20 protein-coding genes are annotated in these 19,806 nt (G+C 58.0%); 13 read left to right on the forward strand and 7 right to left on the reverse strand.

Annotated features, from left to right (window positions below):
• Positions 1–286 precede the first annotated feature (286 nt).
• Together yhbH and ACFFSY_RS16180 are read right to left on the reverse strand one after the other, a co-directional pair.
• Positions 287–1,450 (reverse strand): sporulation protein YhbH, encoded by a 1,164-nt coding sequence (gene yhbH / locus ACFFSY_RS16175; protein WP_377495796.1) that lies wholly within the window; start codon positions 1,448–1,450, stop codon positions 287–289.
• Between the two features lie 184 nt (positions 1,451–1,634).
• Positions 1,635–2,081 carry a hypothetical protein gene (locus ACFFSY_RS16180; RefSeq protein WP_377495798.1) on the reverse strand — a complete coding sequence of 149 codons (447 nt, stop codon included), beginning with the start codon at positions 2,079–2,081 and terminating at the stop codon, positions 1,635–1,637.
• Between the two features lie 114 nt (positions 2,082–2,195).
• Here ACFFSY_RS16180 and ACFFSY_RS16185 point away from each other — a divergent pair, with 114 nt between their 5' ends.
• Positions 2,196–2,582, forward strand: a complete 387-nt coding sequence (locus ACFFSY_RS16185) for a DUF423 domain-containing protein (protein WP_377495800.1) — start codon at positions 2,196–2,198, stop codon at positions 2,580–2,582.
• Positions 2,583–2,693: 111 nt separating this feature from the next.
• Here the strand turns inward: ACFFSY_RS16185 and ACFFSY_RS16190 are convergent, their stop codons facing one another.
• Positions 2,694–3,281 (reverse strand): hypothetical protein, encoded by a 588-nt coding sequence (locus tag ACFFSY_RS16190; RefSeq protein ID WP_377495802.1) that lies wholly within the window; start codon positions 3,279–3,281, stop codon positions 2,694–2,696.
• Between the two features lie 205 nt (positions 3,282–3,486).
• On the opposite strand from ACFFSY_RS16190, the gene ACFFSY_RS16195 reads away from it, so the two are divergent.
• Positions 3,487–3,792 (forward strand): YunC family protein, encoded by a 306-nt coding sequence (locus ACFFSY_RS16195; RefSeq protein ID WP_377495804.1) that lies wholly within the window; start codon positions 3,487–3,489, stop codon positions 3,790–3,792.
• A gap of 87 nt (positions 3,793–3,879) precedes the next feature.
• Here the strand turns inward: ACFFSY_RS16195 and mtnA are convergent, their stop codons facing one another.
• Complete coding sequence (gene mtnA, locus ACFFSY_RS16200) at positions 3,880–4,941, reverse strand: S-methyl-5-thioribose-1-phosphate isomerase (RefSeq protein WP_377495806.1); 1,062 nt, start codon at positions 4,939–4,941, stop codon at positions 3,880–3,882.
• Positions 4,942–4,957: 16 nt separating this feature from the next.
• Positions 4,958–6,181 (reverse strand): S-methyl-5-thioribose kinase, encoded by a 1,224-nt coding sequence (gene mtnK / locus ACFFSY_RS16205; RefSeq protein WP_377495808.1) that lies wholly within the window; start codon positions 6,179–6,181, stop codon positions 4,958–4,960.
• A gap of 316 nt (positions 6,182–6,497) precedes the next feature.
• On the opposite strand from mtnK, the gene ACFFSY_RS16210 reads away from it, so the two are divergent.
• The 6 genes from ACFFSY_RS16210 to sufB all read left to right on the forward strand — a co-directional run bounded on the left by ACFFSY_RS16210 (position 6,498) and on the right by sufB (position 12,427).
• The gene (locus tag ACFFSY_RS16210; protein WP_377495810.1) at positions 6,498–7,088 is read left to right on the forward strand and encodes a DUF1802 family protein; all 591 of its coding nucleotides are present in this window, start codon (positions 6,498–6,500) and stop codon (positions 7,086–7,088) included.
• A 160-nt stretch (positions 7,089–7,248) separates the two neighbouring features.
• The gene (gene sufC, locus ACFFSY_RS16215; protein ID WP_377495812.1) at positions 7,249–8,028 is read left to right on the forward strand and encodes a Fe-S cluster assembly ATPase SufC; all 780 of its coding nucleotides are present in this window, start codon (positions 7,249–7,251) and stop codon (positions 8,026–8,028) included.
• 19 nt (positions 8,029–8,047) lie between these two features.
• Positions 8,048–9,355: a Fe-S cluster assembly protein SufD gene (gene sufD, locus ACFFSY_RS16220; RefSeq protein ID WP_377495814.1), complete on the forward strand. Its 1,308-nt coding sequence runs from the start codon at positions 8,048–8,050 to the stop codon at positions 9,353–9,355.
• Positions 9,352–10,578 (forward strand): cysteine desulfurase, encoded by a 1,227-nt coding sequence (locus ACFFSY_RS16225; RefSeq protein WP_377495816.1) that lies wholly within the window; start codon positions 9,352–9,354, stop codon positions 10,576–10,578. Before sufD ends, ACFFSY_RS16225 begins: the two co-directional genes overlap by 4 nt.
• Entirely contained in the window at positions 10,565–10,987 is a 423-nt protein-coding gene (sufU, locus tag ACFFSY_RS16230) for a Fe-S cluster assembly sulfur transfer protein SufU (protein WP_377495818.1), read from the forward strand. Before ACFFSY_RS16225 ends, sufU begins: the two co-directional genes overlap by 14 nt.
• A gap of 42 nt (positions 10,988–11,029) precedes the next feature.
• Positions 11,030–12,427 carry a Fe-S cluster assembly protein SufB gene (gene sufB / locus ACFFSY_RS16235; RefSeq protein ID WP_377495820.1) on the forward strand — a complete coding sequence of 466 codons (1,398 nt, stop codon included), beginning with the start codon at positions 11,030–11,032 and terminating at the stop codon, positions 12,425–12,427.
• 89 nt (positions 12,428–12,516) lie between these two features.
• Here the strand turns inward: sufB and ACFFSY_RS16240 are convergent, their stop codons facing one another.
• Both ACFFSY_RS16240 and ACFFSY_RS16245 read right to left on the reverse strand, forming a co-directional pair.
• Positions 12,517–13,587, reverse strand: coding sequence for a ThiF family adenylyltransferase (locus ACFFSY_RS16240; protein ID WP_377495822.1), 1,071 nt, complete (start codon positions 13,585–13,587; stop codon positions 12,517–12,519).
• A gap of 65 nt (positions 13,588–13,652) precedes the next feature.
• Complete coding sequence (locus tag ACFFSY_RS16245; protein ID WP_377495824.1) at positions 13,653–14,384, reverse strand: molybdenum cofactor biosynthesis protein; 732 nt, start codon at positions 14,382–14,384, stop codon at positions 13,653–13,655.
• A 103-nt stretch (positions 14,385–14,487) separates the two neighbouring features.
• Here ACFFSY_RS16245 and moaA point away from each other — a divergent pair, with 103 nt between their 5' ends.
• The 5 genes from moaA to ACFFSY_RS16270 all read left to right on the forward strand — a co-directional run bounded on the left by moaA (position 14,488) and on the right by ACFFSY_RS16270 (position 19,640).
• Entirely contained in the window at positions 14,488–15,489 is a 1,002-nt protein-coding gene (moaA, locus tag ACFFSY_RS16250) for a GTP 3',8-cyclase MoaA (RefSeq protein WP_377495826.1), read from the forward strand.
• 86 nt (positions 15,490–15,575) lie between these two features.
• Positions 15,576–16,046, forward strand: a complete 471-nt coding sequence (locus ACFFSY_RS16255; RefSeq protein ID WP_377495828.1) for a hypothetical protein — start codon at positions 15,576–15,578, stop codon at positions 16,044–16,046.
• 21 nt (positions 16,047–16,067) lie between these two features.
• A complete protein-coding gene (locus ACFFSY_RS16260; protein WP_377495830.1) occupies positions 16,068–17,525 on the forward strand; it encodes a bifunctional metallophosphatase/5'-nucleotidase in 1,458 nt (485 codons plus the stop codon).
• 34 nt (positions 17,526–17,559) lie between these two features.
• Positions 17,560–18,405 carry an undecaprenyl-diphosphate phosphatase gene (locus tag ACFFSY_RS16265; protein WP_377495832.1) on the forward strand — a complete coding sequence of 282 codons (846 nt, stop codon included), beginning with the start codon at positions 17,560–17,562 and terminating at the stop codon, positions 18,403–18,405.
• 140 nt (positions 18,406–18,545) lie between these two features.
• On the forward strand, positions 18,546–19,640 hold the full coding sequence (locus tag ACFFSY_RS16270; RefSeq protein WP_377495834.1) for an HD-GYP domain-containing protein: 1,095 nt from the start codon (positions 18,546–18,548) through the stop codon (positions 19,638–19,640).
• Positions 19,641–19,806: the final 166 nt, after the last annotated feature.

The raw sequence follows: 19,806 nt of genomic DNA on the forward strand, positions 1-19,806 counted from the left end.
TGGTTCCCCTCGGCGGCTGGCAATGCTGTCAGGTTAAGGAAAAACATCTCCGGTGAAGCCACCCGTGGCCTATAGTTGACAGGCTTATGTCTTCGGACTGACTTCAAAACTCACTGAAGCTTTGTCCGGGAGGACAAAAGCGTGCCAGCTCGAAGCAACCCGCCGACCGCGCACAAATGTGCCAGCACGAACAGGGGAGTCCAGAGGGCGAAGTCCTCTGGTTCCCCTCGGCGGAGGGGGAAGGGGGAGGAAAAATGGGATCTGAAAGGGCGAAGCCCTCATGTCCTTAGCTCGGCACGCTCTCGCGTTTGCGGAAGAATGATTTAAGCGCGTTGTATACTTCGTTTTTCTCGCGGATGACGTAGTGAAGGAAGTTCGGGAACTGAATATGCTTGTAGGCGGACATGAGCGTGCTGGAACGGTTGTACTGGTTGACCTCCCCGTAGCCGAACATGTTCGCGCGCTTGAGCAGCTCGCCGATCAGCTTGACGCATCGCTCGTTGTCGCTCGTCAGGTTGTCGCCGTCGGAGAAGTGGAAGGGATAGATATTGTATTGCGCCGGCGGGAACCGGCTGTCGATGATCTCGATCGCCTTGACATACGCCGAGGAGCAGATCGTCCCGCCGCTCTCGCCCCGGGTGAAGAATTCCTCTTCGGTCACTTCCTTCGCCTCGGTATGATGCGCGATGAAGACGATCTCGACCTTCTGGTACTGGTGACGGAGGAAGCGGGTCATCCAGAAGAAGAAGGAGCGGGCGACGTACTTTTCGAACGAGCCCATACTTCCGGATGTATCCATCATGGCGATGATGACCGCGTTGGACTGCGGGCGGATGATTTCCTCCCATGTTTTGTAGCGCAGGTCGTCCGGCGTGATGCCGTGGATGCCCGGGTTGCCGCTTGTGGCGTTGCGGCGCAAGTTCTCGAGAATCGTCCGCTTCTTGTCGATGTTGGACATGATGCCTTTCTTGCGGATATCGTTGAAGCGAATCTCCTTCGTCTCGATCTGGTCTTTCTCCTTCTGCTTCAAATAAGGGAGCTCGAGCTCCGCGAACAGCATCGCCTCCAGCTCCGCCAGGCTGATCTCGGCTTCGACGACGTCTTCGCCGGGCTGATCGCCTGCCCCTTCCCCCTTGCCGCCTTTCTGCGCGGATGCGGGATCGGTGCCGAGCACGTCGCCGACCTGGCTGTCGCCGTCGCCTTGGCCGACATGCTTGTTCTTGTTGTAATTGTACACGAACCGGAATTCGTCCAGGCTGCGAATCGGCACTTTGATGACGTGCTTGCCATCGGACATGATAATATTTTCCTCAGACACGAGATCGGGCAAATTCTGCTTAATGGCTTCGCGCACTTTCTGCTGATGCCGGGCTTGATCCTGATGACCCTTGCGATGCAGCGACCAGTCCTCGCGGGATACGATGAACGACTGTCCTTGATTGGCCTCCATGCGAAGCGCACCTCCTTCGTCCTCTACTGCCTGTAATACTCATTTTATTCGCGCGTCCTGCGGTTATGTGAGAAGAATGAACAAGGGGGCGGTTTACACAAAAAATCCGGCCTCTTCTGACGCATGCGCTGCACGCGTCAGAAGAGGCCGGAAGACGGGAAGATAGGGCGGCTAAGCGCCGAAGTTAGACGGCGGTTGCTCCCTTCAGGATGCCGATCAGGAACAGCGCGCCGACCAGGACGACGAGCAGACCGTTCAGTACGATGCCGACGATCGCGAACGCCTTGCGCCGATTGCGCATGCAGGCGCCGACGATGCCGAGGATAAGGCCGAGCAGGGCGAGCAGCACGCTGCCCAACATGAGCAGGCCGCCAAGCATCAGCTGGGGCCCCAGCTCCGCTGCGTCGATCTCGATCATGTTGCCGTTCAATCCCAGATCGTTCATAATGTAAGACGTGATGATAATGATGCTGACGATGACGCCGGCTATACTCGCGACGCCGATTATGAACGACGCGATACCGAGCCCGGATTGTTTGCTCGGGGCAGGGGCTTCGGGCGCGAGAGGATCGGCCGGAACGAATGGCGCCGGGCCGTCCACCGGGTCTTGAGGGTGGTAAGAATCGGACATGCAGGTTCTCCCCTTTGGTTGTTTATGTAGGCGAGCGGCTTCGCGCCCTCGTGCGGGAATCTAGCCACATTGTACCTGACGGAATCATTTCTGCAAAGAGAAGGAGTCGTGTTTATGTTGTCCAAATTCGGGTTATACGGCGCGGTCCACGCGGGACTTGCGGTCATTCTCGGCGCCTTCGGCGCCCATACGTTGAAGGAGCGCATCTCCGAAGACATGCTGGCCGTCTTCGAGACGGGTGTCCGCTATCATATGTACCATGCGCTCGGCCTGTTGATCATCGGGCTGCTCGCCGACCGGCTCGGCGGCGAAGGCAAGCTGCGGATCGCCGGCCGGTTGATGCACCTGGGCATCTTCCTGTTCTCGGGCAGTCTCTACGTTCTAAGCTTGACGGAACTCAAGTGGGTCGGTCCGATTACACCGCTGGGAGGCGTCTCGTTCATCGCCGCGTGGGCGCTCGTCGTTATCGTGCTCTGGAAGCAGCGCGGGCAAGCGAAGTAACGCGGCAGGCGCGTAGATCGCTGCATCAAAACAAAGAAGAGGAGCGTCCGCTGCGCGGGGCGCTCCTCTTTTATCGATAGATAAGCGAACAGATTTTCGCGGATACACGTGTTAAACGATGAAGTCCTCGATTTCCGTCCACTTAAACGTATAGACCTGTTTCTCGTCCACGTGGTACACCGTGATCGTCTGCGCCCGCTCGTCGTAGCTGAGCACGCGGCAAGGAATGCTGAGCATGACGCCAGCGCCGCGATTCACCTTCAGCCGGATAAGCCGCTTCTCTTCAATGATCGCGCTGATCCGTTGGGAGAACGCGCTGTATGTCATGGTCGGGGCTTCGGGTGCCTGCATGTTCACTTTGGCTTTGGCTGCATTGATCGCATTCGCTAACTTGGCCGAATCCTGCGCCCCGGCCCGGTCGGGTTGCTTCTTCGGCGATGTGCTGGCAACAGGCAAGCCGGTCGTATGGGCAAGCTTCTGCTCGAGCTGTTCGATGCGTTTGGCGAGCTGTTCCATTTGGCTAATCCGGATGCCCAGGTTGGCGCCGGTGACAATGCGGAAATCCTCTGCTCCCCCGCCGTTCAGCAATTGCAGCAGCTTCTCCATGGCTTGCGCATTCGTGACGCCCTTCACCATAATATCCACGTTAAACAAATAGGCAGTTTGATCGTCAGGTGTCTTGGTATCGTTTGGGTTCATAGTGCCTCCATAAGACATGAATATCCTTTATCATACCACTGTTTGAATGCCAATCCTATAACGGCTCTTCACGCTCGATTATATGGCCATTTCCGTACTAGTGGGCGCTTATCTTGCCGAACGAAACCACCGCATACCGCATATAGTGGAGCAAGCGATGATTCCAACTAGGCGGGTGACACCGCCGCAAAGGAGGTGGTTTCGGATGATGCGAGTGGTACCAATCGTACTCGAGAACGGGGCGACCGTAATCGGGGTCGAGGTGAAGCTGCCCAAGACGACGCTGATCGCCGTGACGACGGATAAAGGATATATCATGTGCGGCGCGCTCGACGTCGGCCTGCTCAACGAACGGCTCGCGGAGCGCAAAATCATTGCCGGCCGCGCGGTAGGCGTCCGAACGCTGGAAGAACTGATGGCCGCTCCGCTTGAATCGATAACCGGCGAAGCTGCGGCACTCGGAATCAGCACGGGCATGACCGGAGCGAAAGCGCTGGAACTAATGTTGTAAGTCGTTGATAGCCGAAATAACAGGGTTGCCGGACAGACAGCCGTTTATGCGGCCGTGTATCTGGCAACCCTTTTTAACGTTCGCGCTCTACAGATCGAACAGTTTCTTCAAATTGACGTCGAACGGCGGCTTAACGACGCCTTTCTCGGTGATAATCGCCGTGACATACTCGTGCGGGGTCACGTCGAAGGCGGGGTTGAATACTTTCACGCCTTTCGGCGCGGTACGCTTGCCGAAGCCTTCGGTAATCTCTTCTTCGCCGCGCTCCTCGATCGGGATCAGATCGCCGGAGGCGGTGTTCAGGTCGATCGTGGACAGCGGGCAGGCGACGTAGAACGGAATGCCATGCGCCTTGGCGAGCACGGCCACGCTGTATGTGCCGATTTTGTTGGCGACATCGCCATTGGCCGCGACGCGGTCGGTGCCGACAATGACGGCGTTGACCCAACCTTTGTTCATGACCATGCCGGCCATGTTGTCGCAGATGAGCGTGACATCGACGCCGGCTTGCTGAAGCTCGAAGGCGGTCAGTCTTGCGCCCTGGAGCACCGGACGCGTCTCGTCGGCGAATACTTTCAACTGCATGCCGCGTTCCTTGGCCAGGTAGAACGGTGCGAGCGCGGTGCCGTATTTGGCAGTCGCAAGTCCGCCCGCATTGCAGTGGGTCAGGACGCCCATGCCGTCTTGGAACAGCTCGAGCGCGTGCTCGCCGATAAGGCGGTTCGTCTCCTCGTCTTCGCTCTGGATCGCGATTGCTTCGTCCAGCAGCGCCTGCTTGAGTGCAACGAGATCCGTCCCGCTGCCGGCGAGGCTCTCGGCGCGAGCGGTCATGCGGTCGAGTGCCCAGAACAGATTTACTGCGGTCGGTCGGCTCGTTGCCAGATGAGCGGCGGCTTCTTTGACCGCGGTCAGCCAGTCGGCTGCGTTCGTCGCGATATCCCGGCTGCCGAGCACGACGCCGTAAGCGGCTGCGATGCCGATGGCAGGGGCGCCGCGCACCTTAAGATGACGGATGGCTTCCCATACATCCTGTACGGATACGAGCGGGAGGTAGACAACTTCTTCAGGCAGCAGGCGCTGGTCGAGCAGGTCCAGATGTTCGCCGGCCCAGATTACGGACTGCAGCGCCGTGTTAGCAGATTGCGTCATGGTTAAACTTCCTTTCTTATGCCTTGGCACCCGCTGCTGCGGTCAGGGCGATATCGATCAGCTGTTCGATGGAGGTAGCTTGCCGGCCGGTTTTGATCAGCGATTTGCCGATCGTAAGCGCCAGCCGCTGGGCGGCTTCGCGACGTGCAGCGTCTTCGATGCGGTCGATATCGGCAACGTGTGCAAGACCAACGATGCGGCGGACCATTTTGGCGCCCGCATAGCCGAATGTGTCTTGCAGCAGACGGTTCATGTAATCGTCTTTATATACGGCGCTGGCGGAGGCGAGACGGTCGACGCCATGCTCGTCCCACAATGCGCGGAACTTGGCTTCGAATTGCGTCCAGATATCTCGAATCGTAGTGACGAGATATTGGCGGTAATCGTCTGCTTCGGCTTCAGTCTTGTCCCAACCGCGGCGGGACGCGAAGTTCAGCAGCAGGTTGCCGATGACGGCGCCGATATCGAATCCGGCGGGGCCGTAATAAGCGAACTCAGGATCGATGACTTTGGTGGACTCCGGCGTGATGAAGATGCTGCCGGTATGTAGATCGCCGTGAAGCAGCGCTTGGGCTTGCGTCAGGAACTTCTCGCGAAGCAGGGCTACTTCGAACTGAAGCTGCTCGTCGGTACGAAGTGCTTGGGCTTCGTCCTCGATAGCTGCATCGTAATTGTTATTCGCCGATACCGTGTATGGATCGTCGAAAATAAGGTCTTCGGTTATCTTGCACAGTTCCGGGTTAATAAAGTCGCGGACGCGCAGTTTCTTCTCCTGCTGGTTCATGCCCAAATCGGACGTGAAGAACAAGGTCCGTGCCAGGAACGTCGAGATATCATCCGCGAATTTCGGATAGCGTCCGCCTTCCATCAATCCGCGGCGCATAATCACGTGGTCGCTTAAATCTTCCATAATAGTGAGCGCGAGCTCCGCATCGTAGGCGTAAACTTGCGGCACGAGGCCTGGAGCGAGCTTGCCCTCTTGGATGAGCGCTTCGCTCTCGATTCGCGCACGGTCCAGCGTCAGCGGCCACGATTCGCCGACAACTTTCGCGTATGGCAGCGCCTGCTTCAGAATCACGCTCCGTCCGCTGGCGGGATCCGTAATGTGGAACACCAAATTCAGATTACCGTCGCCGATCTCGCGGCAGGATAGATTGTCGGGCGCATCGGGAAATACGCTTCTTAGGGAACGGGCGATCTCGATGGCTTCGCGCTCCGTTAAGGGATGATATGCAGACATGCTGCGTCCACCTCCGGTTTGGTATGGTATGGGCCTTCCGTACAAGCTTCCAGGACGTTAGCGATAGCCTTGATTCGGACTTTCCGAAATACAAGAATGTATGGAGTTTCACGCTTCATCTTGTATTCGTTAATCGCTGAATGCTGCATTCCCGGTCTTACGACCGTGAACGCAAACCAATCAGCTTCTCCGGAACGAGACTCGCCTCGCCTCTCGTTTGACCTGCTAAACAGTATACCGAATATCGGTTCGCGTTGGAATACCCGCTCTGCTATAATGGAAAGGCATTTTGTTGTCGAGCGTAAGGGGGAGAAACATGAGCGGCGAACAAGAGAATCGGCCCGCGGCGCTGCGCGATTGGGCGGTCGCGGTCAAGGCGCTGACGGAAGGCGAGCAGATCCTCGTGCTTCGCAAGGGCGGCATTGCGGAGGAGACGCGGGATTTCAAGCTGATCAGCGACGCCTTCTACCTGCTGCCGGCATACGAGCACCAGAAGCCGGAGCTGCTCAAGGAAGCATACAGAGGCGGAATCGAGGAGGCGCTTGCCGGCTGGAATCCGGAGATGGGCACTGTGCGGGTCGGCGCGTACGCCGAAGCGGTGGCGGATATCGAGATACGGGATCAGGAAGCGCTGGACCGTATTCGTGAATTTCATATCTGGACCGATGCGTTCGCCGAAGAGCGGCTCAAATGGAAACGGAGCAAGCCGCTGCACCTGCTGCTGCTTCGTGTTTACGCGGCAGACGAGCCGTTAGAGATACCCATGCTGCCCTCTTATTCAGGCTGTAAGTCATGGGTAAGCCTAGAGGAGGAATCGCTGGGCTTTCGGCCGGATTGGAAGCCGGTGCTGGACGATCAAGCTTTCGCGCGCGAGCGCGATGCCGTGATCGCGGCGCTCGGACTGTAAAGTCGCGCAGTGGACAGGCTTTGGCGGCGCGTCAAGTTGCTTTAGACAAAATCTTGTAATAAAATAATGATTGATAATCACTGAGAATCAGATTAGAATAATTATTAATAAGGAATTGTCATTAAGTGTGACAGCCGACTAACGGAGGGAGTATTACAATATGGCAACGCAGTTCGTGATCGACGGTCTGACCGCTTCGATCGAAGATAAAGAAATTCTTAAAGGCATCAACCTCGAAATTAAAGGCGGAGAAGTCCATGCGATCATGGGACCGAACGGTACGGGCAAAAGTACGCTCGCGTCCGCGCTCATGGGGCATCCGAAATATGAAGTAACCGGCGGTTCGGCTTCGCTGAACGGCGAAGACCTGCTTGAGATGGCAACGGACGAGCGCGCACGCGCAGGCCTGTTCCTCGCCATGCAGTATCCGAGCGAGATCACGGGCGTAACGAATTCCGACTTCCTGCGCAGCGCCATCAACGCGCGCCGCGGCGAAGGCAACGAGATCTCCCTGATCAAGTTCATCCGCCAGATGGAAGGCAAGATGAAAGAACTCGACATGAACCCCGAGTTCGCGCACCGTTACCTGAACGAAGGCTTCTCCGGCGGCGAGAAGAAGCGCAACGAGATTCTCCAAATGCTGCTGCTCGATCCGAAGATCGTCGTGCTTGACGAGATCGACTCCGGCCTTGACATCGACGCCCTCAAAATCGTCGCAGCCGGCGTGAACAGCATGCGTTCCGAGGACCGCGGCTTCCTGATCATTACGCACTACCAGCGTTTGCTGAACTACATCAAACCGGACTTCGTTCACGTCATGATGCAAGGTCGCATCGTCAAATCCGGCGGTCCGGAGCTGGCTGAGCGTCTGGAGAACGAAGGTTACGATTGGGTTAAAGAAGAACTGGGCATCGTGGACGAAACAGTCGGCCAGGCTTAAGCGGAGGGGGAGTATCGAAATGAGCACACAACTATCGACTCCGGTTAACCGCGAAGCGGCCGAAGCGCTTTCCCGCAGCAAAGGCGAGCCGGCATGGCTCACGGCGCTGCGTGGACAAGGCGCGGAGCTGTCGGAGACACTGGAATGGCCGAAGCCGGAGAAAGTCCGGATCGACCGTTGGAATTTGACGAATATCGGCGCTCACAAGCCGCAAGCGGCGATCGCTTCGGCAGAAGAGCTGCCGGAAGCGGTACGTAACCTAAGCGGCGAATCGCCGGCGGGCTTCGTCGTGCAGCGCAACTCCGGCATCGTATTCAAGCAGCTGTCGGCTGAACTTCAAAGCCAAGGCGTTATTTTCACCGATCTCGAGACGGCGGCGCGCGAGCACGGCGATCTCGTTCAACAATATCTGTTCAAGGCCGTAGCGCAGGATGAAGACAAACTGACGGCGCTGCACTCGGCGATCTGGAACGGCGGCGTATTCCTGTACGTGCCGAAGAACGTCGAGGTCGAGCTGCCGCTTCAGGCGCTGCTGTTCAGCGACGACGCGGAAGCGACGTTCGCGCCGCATATTCTGGTCGTAGCGGACAACAATAGCCGCGTAACGTATGTAGACAATGTGAGCAGCGCCTTCGAAGGCACAGCGGCTACGCTTGTGAAGCAATCGGTCGTGGAAGTCATCGTGAAGCCGGGCGCCCATGTCCGTTTCGCGACGATCCACCACATGGCCGAGAACATCATCGACCTGTCGATCCGCCGCGCAATCGTCGAGAACGACGGACGCATCGAATGGATCGTCGGCGATCTGCACGACGGCAACACGCTGTCCGACACGCGTTCCGTGCTTCGCGGCAACGGTTCGTCATCGGATGCCAAAGTGATCAGCATCGGTTCGGGCAAGCAGCAGATGAGCCTGACGACCGGCGCGGTGCACGTTGGCCGCAGTTCGGACAGCCAGATGGTGACGCGCGCGGTCATGAAGGACGCGGCAACGGCGATCATCAACGGCGTGACCAAGATCGAGAAGGGCGCGACCAAAGCGAACGGCGAGCAAACGGAGAAAGTGCTGATGCTTAGCCCGAAATCGCGCGGCGACGCCAACCCGATCCTGCTGATCGACGAAGACGACGTAACTGCAGGCCATGCGGCAAGCGTAGGGCAGGTTAACCCGGAACAGGTCTACTACCTGATGTCCCGCGGGATCTCGAAGCGCGAAGCGGAGCGTCTGATCATCAACGGCTTCTTGGCGCCGGTCGTCGAGGAAATTCCGATCGAGGCGGTTCAAGAGCAGCTCCGTTCCCTGCTTGAAAGGAAGCTGGAGGCATGAACATTGAGGCGATTCGGGAACAGTTCCCGATTCTGCATCAAGATATAAACGGGCATCGGCTCGTCTATTTGGACAGCGCGGCATCTTCCCAGAAGCCGCGTTCCGTCATTGATGCGGTCACACGTTACTACGAACTCGACAACGCCAACGTGCATCGCGGCGTTCATACGCTGGGCTCTCGTGCAACGGACGCATACGAAGGGGCACGCGAGAAAGTTCGCGCATTCATCAATGCGGCGAGCGCGCAAGAAATCATTTTCACCCGGGGGACAACGACGGCGCTGAATATTGTGGCGAGCAGCTATGCGCGGGAAGTATGCGGCGAAGGCGACGAGATCGTCCTGACGCCGATGGAGCATCATAGCAACCTCATTCCGTGGCAGCAGGTGGCGAAGGCGACCGGCGCAACGCTTAAGTATATTCCGCTTCAGCCGGATGGTTCCATCCGGATTGAAGATGTGGAAGCGACGATAACGGACCGTACGAAGATCGTCTCGGTCGTATACGTATCGAACGTGCTCGGCGTCGTCAACCCGGTGAAGGAGATCGCGGCGATCGCGCACAAGCACGGCGCCAAGATGGTCGTCGACGGCGCGCAGAGCACGCCGCATAAGCGGGTCGACGTGCGCGAACTCGATTGTGATTTCTATGCGTTCTCCGGCCACAAAATGTGCGGACCTACGGGCATCGGCGCTTTGTATGGCAAGAAAGAGCTGCTCGAGCGGATGGAGCCGGTCGAATTCGGCGGCGAGATGATCGACCATGTGGATTTGTACGAATCGACATGGAAGGAGCTTCCGTACAAATTCGAAGGCGGCACGCCGATCATCGCAGGCGCCGTCGGCCTGGGGGCGGCCATCGATTTCCTTCAGGAGATCGGCATGGACGAGATCGAGCGTCACGAGCATGCGCTGACGGCTTACGCGTATAAGCGGATGAGCGAGATTGACGGCATTACGATTTACGGACCTGCCCACGACCGCGCGGGACTGATCACGTTCAACCTGGACGATGTTCATCCGCACGACGTGGCTACCGTGCTCGATACGCGCGGCGTCGCGATTCGCGCCGGTCACCACTGCGCGCAGCCGCTTATGCGTTGGCTGAACGTATCGGCCACGGCGCGCGCAAGCTTTTATATCTACAATACCGAAGAGGACGTTGATCGGCTTGTGGACGCCCTCGGGCACGCAAAGGAGTTCTTCGGTTATGCAATTGGATGATTTATACCGCCGCGTCATTATGGATCATTACAAAAACCCGCGCAACCGCGGAACGCTAGAAGAAGACGCCGTTACGATCAATTTGAACAACCCGACCTGCGGCGACCGCATTCAGCTTCAGCTGCAGGTCGAGGACGGCGTCGTGAAGCAGGCCAAGTTCACCGGCGAAGGCTGCTCGATCAGCATGTCATCGGCCTCGATGATGACCGAAGCGGTCAAGGGCCGGACGCCGGCCGAAGCGCTCGCGATGGCGGAGAAGTTCTCTGCCTTCATCAAAGGCGAGGACGTCGAATTCGACGAGAACGAAGATATTGAGGCGTTGTCGGGCGTCAGCAAATTCCCGGCGCGCATCAAATGTGCCACGCTCGCCTGGAATGCGCTCCGCAAGGGCGTCGAACAACAATCGTAACCGTGCACGAGATGCGCGCATCAACCAAAGGGAGGCTTACCCATGGCTAAAAGCATGCCAGAAATGGAAGAGTATAAATATGGCTTTCGCGACGAGCACAAAGCGATATTCCAATCCGGTAAAGGATTGACGCCTGAGATCGTCCGCACGATTTCCGAAATGAAAGGCGAGCCGGAATGGATGTTGGAATTCCGTCTCAAATCGTTGGAACAGTTCTTCAAAATGCCGATGCCTCGTTGGGGCGGCGAGCTCGACGACCTGGATTTCAACGATATCCAGTACTACGTCAAGCCGTCCGAGAAGCAAGGCAAGACGTGGGAAGAAGTACCGCAAGAGATCAAAGAGACGTTCGATAAGCTCGGCATTCCGGAAGCGGAGCAGAAGTTCCTCGCCGGCGTATCGGCTCAGTACGAATCCGAGGTCGTCTACCACAACATGCAGGAAGATCTGGAGAAGCAAGGCGTGCTGTTCATGGACACGGACACGGCGCTTCGCGAGCATCCGGAGATCTTCAAAGAATATTTCGGCACGATCATTCCTCCGGCGGACAATAAGTTCGCGGCGCTCAACAGCGCGGTATGGTCGGGCGGCAGCTTCATCTACGTTCCGAAGGGCGTGAAGTGCGAAATTCCGCTTCAAGCTTACTTCCGCATCAACTCCGAGAACATGGGCCAATTCGAGCGCACGCTCATCATTGCGGACGAAGACAGCTTCGTGCACTATGTTGAAGGCTGTACAGCTCCTGTATACAGCACGAACTCGCTGCACAGCGCCGTCGTTGAGATCATCTGCAAGAAGAACGCGCGCGTGCGTTACACGACGATCCAGAACTGGGCGCCGAACATCTACAACCTCGTGACGAAGCGCGCGGTTGCGGAAGAGAACGCGACGATGGAGTGGGTCGACGGCAACATCGGCTCCAAGCTGACGATGAAATACCCGGCGGTCGTGCTTAAAGGCCGCGGCGCGAAAGGCATGGTTCTGTCGATCGCGGTAGCAGGCAAAGGCCAGCACCAAGACGCGGGCGCGAAGATGATCCACCTGGCGCCGGACACGACGTCGACGATCGTCTCCAAGTCGATTAGTAAGCACGGCGGTAAAGTAACGTACCGCGGTCTGGCTTCCTTCGGCCGCAACTCCGAAGGCTCCAAGGCGAACATCAAGTGCGACACGCTCATCCTCGACAACCAATCGACGTCCGACACGATTCCGTACAACGAAATCATGAACGACAACATTACGCTCGAGCATGAAGCGACCGTCTCCAAAGTATCCGAGGACCAGCTCTTCTACCTGATGAGCCGCGGTCTGACAGAGAACGAAGCGACGCAAATGATCGTCATGGGCTTCATCGAGCCGTTCACGAAAGAGCTGCCGATGGAATACGCGGTTGAGATGAACCGTCTAATCAAGTTCGAAATGGAAGGCTCGATCGGTTAAGATCAGCCCCAATATACCAAAAACTCCGGTTACCGCGAAGCGGCGAACCGGAGTTTTTTTTGCGTACAAACATAGTTGACGCGACCGTCCTAGACGCCGAACAACTCTGCGTAGACGCGTCTGGCGACGAGCGGATCTTCCGTACCTTGGATAAGCGCGCGTCCATCTGTGAATACGACCACGACGAGTTCGTCGTCCCGCCGATAGCGGAGCAGGAACGGATTTCGCTCCACTTCGCCGATACGGGCAAGCCGCTTCTCGAGTTCGCTCAAGGAGACGGGCTGCGCTCCGTCAGCCGGCGTAATCTGGACCGTTGCGCGTCCGCACAATGCGGCAGCGGCGGGTTCGGCATGACGCTGGTCGAGATAGTCATACTGATGATGCGCGCATGCCGGGCAGTCGTCCCGGCGTGAGCCGCCGACCTGAAGCGGCATCCACTGGTGGTACCAAAGATCGAGCTGCAGCAGCGTGCCGCGCATCGCGGCGCGATTGCCGCTCAGCAGCTTCAACGCTTCGGCCGCCTGCAGCGAAGCGACGACGTCGACGGCTGGCGCGATGACGCCGGCCGTATCGCATGTATCGACGGCACCTGTGGCTGGCGGCGCCGGGAACAAGCAGCGGAAACAAGGCGTCTGGCCGGGATGGAAATTCATCGTCATCCCGGTCGCGCCGACGACGCCGCCGTAGATCCACGGAATGCCGTGTTTGAGACTGACATCATTGATAAGGTAACGAACCGAGAAGTTGTCGGAAGCATCGATGATCACATCGACATCGCCGAGCAGCGCTTCCGCGTTCATGGCGGTGACGTCGGCGATAACAGGCTCAAGCACGACGGAACTGTTCGCGGCGCGAAGCCGGACGGCCGCCGCTTCCGCCTTGGGCAGCATGCGCGCGACGTCTTCCTCCATGTAGAGCACCTGGCGCTGCAAGTTGCTCCACTCCAGCACATCGCGGTCAATGAGGCGGACGTAACCGACGCCCGATCGGACGAGATGCTGCGCGGCGACGGAGCCAAGCGCGCCGAGCCCGACGATGGCCGCCCGGCTGGCGGAGAGCTGTGCTTGGCCGTCCGTACCGATCGGTGCATAACGAATCTGGCGGGCATAGCGCTGCTCAGGGCTTGGCAGTCCGACGGACGGGAGTTGGTGATCGGTCATGCGTGATTGTCTCCTCTATATTGCGAATAAGGGTTGGTGCATTAGCGCATGTTGGAAGGGCAGGGTCAGAGCGAAGCCGTCGGATCCCATGGGCCAAGCTGATGGCCTTTCCATTCGGACCCGTCTTCCCAGATCTCGCGTTTCCAGATCGGCACGATCTGCTTCAGCCGCTCAATCGCGTAACGGCTTGCTTCATAACACGTATCGCGATGCGGGGAGGAGACGGCGATCACGACGCTGATCTCGGCGATGTCGACAACGCCGAGACGGTGCGCGATGGCTGACAGCGTGCCCGGCCAGCGCTCGGCGATCTCGTCGCCGATCTGTTCGAGCGTCTTCAGCGCCATGGGCACGTAAGCTTCATACTCGAGGCGTACGGTACGCACGCCGTGCGTCCACTCTCTCGTCGTCCCCGTGAACGTAAGCGTCGCGCCGTTGCCAGGCGCGATGACCGAATTCGTGACCGCCTCGACGGAGAGCGGGTCAAAGGTGATGACGTAACGCGGCGCGTCGGATTGAGCTTCGGTATCCGATGGCGTCTCTTCGCCGCCAGAGACGGGCGGGAGCAGGGCAAGCTCGTCGGTTGCCCGAATGATTTGTCCATCTGCCGCATAGGCTTGGTTGCAGGCGACGAACGATATCCCGATCAGCGCGTCATGTTCCGGGTACCGCCGTGCCAGCGCGGCTTTAAACTGGTGGACCGCCAATTGCTCTTCTTCCAGCGCAAGGGTGATAGCCGGCGCGCCGAACCGGTCGGCTAGTCCGGCAAACAGCTGCAATTTCCATTCGATCGTCATGGTAGAAAACCTCTCATTACCGTTGGTTTCATGTTCATCTAGCATACCATAATCACTGCAAAAATGTTATGCTAGGAGGACCTAATGAAAGGAGAGTGCCGCCGTGCAAACTTTGACCGATCGTTTTGGACGGGTGCATGACTATTTGCGCATCTCCGTTACCGACCGCTGCAATTTGCGTTGCCTATACTGCATGCCCGAGGAGGGCGTCGAATTCGCCCCTTCTTCGGACTTGCTTAGTTACGATGCCATCGTGGAGGTGGTCGAGACCGCAGCCAAACTGGGCATCACGAAGCTGCGGATAACGGGCGGTGAACCGCTCGTCCGGCCTAATCTGAGCAGCTTGATCGCCAGGCTGTCCGCCATCGACGGCATCCAGGATATATCACTGACGACCAATGGCGTGCTGCTGGCTCAACAGGCGCAGGCGCTTCGCGATGCCGGCGTCAACCGGGTGAACATCAGTCTGGATACGCTCGACCCGACCCGGTTCAAATTCATTGCCCGCCGGGGCGATTTGAAACGCGTCATGGACGGCATTGAAGCTGCCGCGCGTGTTGGTTTCTCGCCGATTAAACTGAACTGCGTGCTGCTCAAGGGCGTGAACGAGGACGAAATCCTCTCCTTCTTGCGCATGAGCGTGGAGCAGCCGCTGCACGTCCGCTTTATCGAATACATGCCGATCGGACATGCCGACGAGGGGTGGAGACAGCACTACCTGCCGCTCTCGCGCGTGCTGGAGATCGCGGAGGAAGCCGGATTCGCGGTAAGCCCCAAGAGCGATATGAAGGGCAACGGCCCGTCGGAAGATTACTTGATCGAGGGAGGGGCTGGATCGTTCGGACTCATTCATCCGATCAGCGATCACTTCTGCACGAACTGCAATCGTCTGCGGCTGACCTCGGACGGCGGGCTGAAGCCGTGCTTGTATTGGATCGACGAGTTGAACGTGAAGCCGGCGCTGGGCGACCCAGAGGCGATGCATGCGCTGTTCATGCGCGCGCTGGACTTGAAGCCGCTCAACCATGAGATGGCGGCGAAGCTCGCGAATCAGGAGCTGAGCCACGAGCCTACCGCAAGACGGATGTCCCAAATTGGCGGGTAACCGGCGAACGGGAAGATAGAAGGTTTCACCGCCCGGCGCGCAACCGAGCATCGCGGTGCCGGGAAGCAGGGAGAGGAGAGCAGCGCATGACGGAACAACGCATTCGGATCGAGCATGAAGGGGGCAAGGCGGTGCTTACCACGCCGGAGGAGATGGCCAAGCTGGCCGGCGGCACGTTCCCGTTGCGGGAACGCGTCGAGGGCGGCGTGGGCGAGGCGTTCGATTTTGCCGCATGGTACGAAGCTTGGCGCAGGGAACAAGGACTGACGGAGGACGATCCGCATCCGACGCATATGAAGGTGGAAGCAGCCGATACGTTCGAAGCGCAGATTCCTTGGGCGCAGCTGGGGAATGCGGCGTTCCAATACGCGCAGGAAGGCAAGCCGCTTGTCAAGGGCGGACCGATTCGCCTCTATGCCCCCAACGGATCAAGCGAGTGCCTGAACGTGAAGAGCGTCGTCGTCTGCCGGTTTCTGCATCTGGAGCATGACCAGGATGAAGCTTCCTATGGCTTCAAAAACACGTTTTCGCCGCAGGAGATGCTGAAGAAACGATAACATTCACGTACGGAGGCTGGCATGAACGAAACGAATCCTACCCATTCCGCGGTCGTTCTGCTGCATAGCAACGATATTCACAGCCGGCTCGAGAACGCCGCGAAGATTGCATCCTATATCCATCAAACCCGCCTTCAGTACGGTGAAGAACATGTGCTGGCGCTAGATATCGGCGATCATATGGACCGGGCGCGCCTTGAAACGGAAGGCAGCGATGGGGAGGCGAATGTCGAGCTGCTGCGTGCTGCCGGGTACGATGCCATCACGCTTGGCAATAACGAAGGACTGACGTTAACGGCGGACCAGTTGGATCGCGTCTATGGCGTGGGCACGTCCTTCCTAACGATTTGCGCGAATTTGAAGCGCCGGGGAGAGACGCAGCGCCCTCCCTGGATGGAGGCGAGCGCCATTGTAACGAAGGGCGGCATCCGTTTCGGACTGATCGGAGCGACGGCGGCATACACGGAGTTCTACCGGCTGCTGGATTGGGATGTCGAGGAGCCGATGGACGCGATCCGCGAGCAAGTGCGAGCGCTGCGGCCGCAAGCTGACGTCATTGTTTTGCTGTCGCATTTGGGCATTCTGTATGACCGCAGAATCGCGGTAGAACTGGAAGGCATCGATCTTATTCTAGGCGCCCACACCCATCACCTGCTCGAACAGCCGGAGGTGTACGGGGATACATACGTATGCGCGGCAGGGAAGTTCGGCGAGTATGTGGGACGGGTTGAAGTGTCGCTTAATTCCAGCACGAGCAAGCCGGTCATCCACGCGGAATGCGTGCCAGTACTGGCGCTTGCGGAATATGCGCCGGCCGCCGCGGTAACAGAACGTTATTTGGCGTCAGGCAAGCGTCAGCTTGGCCGCGTCGTGGCGGAGCTGCATGAGCCGCTGCCCGCGCGCGCGGATCAGGAATCGCCGCTTGCCAATCTGCTCGCGTACGGCTTGCGCCGCTGGACCGGGGCGGAGATCGGGCTTGTCAACGCGGGCCAGCTCTTGGGCGGACTGCCGGCCGGCGAGGTAACCGAAGGGCAAATACATGCCTTGTGCCCGTCGCCGATCAACCCGTGTCGAATGAGACTAGGCGGAAGGGCGCTCTTGCGCGCGCTAGAGGAATCGCTGCTGCCCGAGTTCATCGACAAACCGATCAAAGGGTTTGGTTTTCGCGGATTCGTCCTCGGCACGCTGGCCGTGGATGGACTCGACATCCAGTGGGATCCATCAGCGCCGGAAGGCAGCAAAATAACGCGGATGACGCTGAGCGACGGGCGACCGTTCGACCTTGAACGCGACTACACGGTAGGCACGATCGACATGTTCACGTTCGGGGCGGGCTACGAATCCATCAAACTCGGGACCGAGGTGCGTTATTACTTGCCCGAATTTATTCGCGGCGTGCTGGCGTTCCAATTGCAGCGCGAGGAAGCGCTGTTGGACTGCCTGCGGCCGAGGTGGACGACCGATTCGGACGCTCTTTGAGTCAATCTCGCAAAGGAGTGGGTCTTAAGCGCTTATGGGAGAGCTGATCAACGCGGTTATATTGGCCATCGTGGAAGGGCTGACGGAGTTTCTGCCCGTCTCCTCCTCCGGCCACATGATCTTGACGAACAAGCTGCTCGGCTATGCGCCGGGCGATCAACGCATCATTACGTTCGAAATTATCATTCAGCTGGCCGCGATTTTGGCGATGGCGATCGTCTATCGCGCCCGCATCGCCAATCTGCTCGGCTTATCCCGCCGAACCGAAGTGATCGGCAAGCTGTCCGCTGCGGGGAGAAGACCTTCGCGCCGGCTGAATCTAATCCATATCGCGCTTGGCATTGTACCGCCTATGCTGCTGGCGTTCATGCTTCGCGACCTCATTAAAGGGGACGGCTTCAATCAGCTCCCCGTCCTATTCGCGCTCGTCGTCGGCGGCATCTACATGTGGGCGGCGGAGCGGCTCGTCGAACGCGGCAAGATCGCGACCGTCTCTGAGACGATAGACGACCTTTCCTATAAGCAAGCTTTCCTCATCGGCTTACTGCAATGTCTCTCGCTCTGGCCCGGCTATTCCCGTTCGGGTTCCACGATCGCGGGCGGGATGCTTGTCGGCGCCTCCTACCGAGCCGCCGCCGATTTCTCCTTCATTATGGCGATACCGATTATGGCGGCGGCGACCGGTTATGAGCTGCTGGAGAATTACAAGCTCATACAAGGCGACAATTTGCCGTTTTTTCTCGTTGGCTTCATCGTTTCCTTCCTCGTCGCCTGGCTAGTCATCGTGGTCTTTCTTCGTTACATCCAGCGCATCAAGCTCAAGCATTTCGCCATCTATCGCTTTGTCCTCGCCGCCTTGTTCTGGCTCTTCGTGATGTAGTCGAGAAAGCGAAAAATTATCGACAAACTCTGCTAACATCTTGCTCTTTTTTACAATATCCCTTACATTAACATTACGACATGGCGACGAAATATGTCGAATTTCCTACAGGGAAAGATAAAGGAAGGCCGATAAATCCGATGCGTCTAATATCGATCACCCAATGCGCGCCCGGCATGAGGCTGGCGAAGAAAATTTATTCCGAAGAAGGACTCGTTCTGCTGGCGGAGCATGTGGAACTGACCGCGAAACTGATCGACCGTTTATCGGATCATGGCGTTCATTTCGTCTATATCGAAGATCCAAGAACAGCCGATTTGCACGTGCCGGATATGATTAGCGACGAGACGCGAAGCAAGGCGCTCGGCGTGATTCGCAAGCAATTCCAAAGTCTGATGAACGGCGCCAATAAGAACGGACCTTATCCTTACATATCCAAGCCTTTCCGCGATGTCATGAACCTGGTGCTTGACGATCTGCTCGACCAGCAGGACGCGCTTATCATGCTTATGAACATGGGCATCGTCGACGATTATTTATTCCAACATTCGCTGAACGTCTGCGTGTACTCCACGATGCTGGGCATCGCAAGCGGCTACACCCGGGAGGAATTGATGACGCTCGGTCTTGGAGCGATGCTGCACGACGTCGGCAAAACCCAGATCAGCATGGGCGTACTGAAGAAGCCGGGTTCGCTCAGCCGGGAAGAATACGAGGAGATGAAGCGGCATGCCGAGCGGGGCTATTTGCTCCTCAAGGACGAACCGAACATACCGCTGCTCGCGGCGCACTGCGCGTTCCAGCATCACGAGCGGCTGGACGGAAGCGGGTATCCGAGGGGAATTGCCGGCGATCAGATCCATGAGTATGCCAAGTGGATCGGACTCGTCGACTCCTACGACGCGATGACGACGACGCGGGTATACCGCGATCCGATGCTTCCCCACGAAGCGATGGAAGGGCTGTACGCAGGGTCGGGCACCTTATACGAGCAGCGGATGCTGCAATGCTTCCGCGATCATGTGGCGATCTACCCGATCGGCGTGACCGTGAAGCTCGGGACCGGGGAGTCGGGCATCGTCGCCAAGCTTAATCCAATCGTTCCCCATCGGCCGACGATCCGGATGCTGTACGACCAGGACGGACAGCCGATCCAGTCGCCATATGAAGTGGATTTGTCACGCGAGCTCAGCCGCATGATCGTCCGCGTCGGCGTTGCCCTCGATCACGAATAATCCCATATGAACGATAACAGAGCCGGCAACGGCTCTTTTTTTCTAACTATCTGTTATCCGTAAGCAGGCTTCAAGATCGCGCAAAAGATTGCAACCTGGGTTGGCGAACATTACAATAAAGGGTATTATACCCGAGCGTTGAAAGTTGTATTTTTTCGATCTGCTT

Source organism: Paenibacillus aurantiacus (assembly GCF_042431225.1).
Lineage (GTDB): Bacteria > Bacillota > Bacilli > Paenibacillales > Paenibacillaceae > Paenibacillus_Z > Paenibacillus_Z aurantiacus.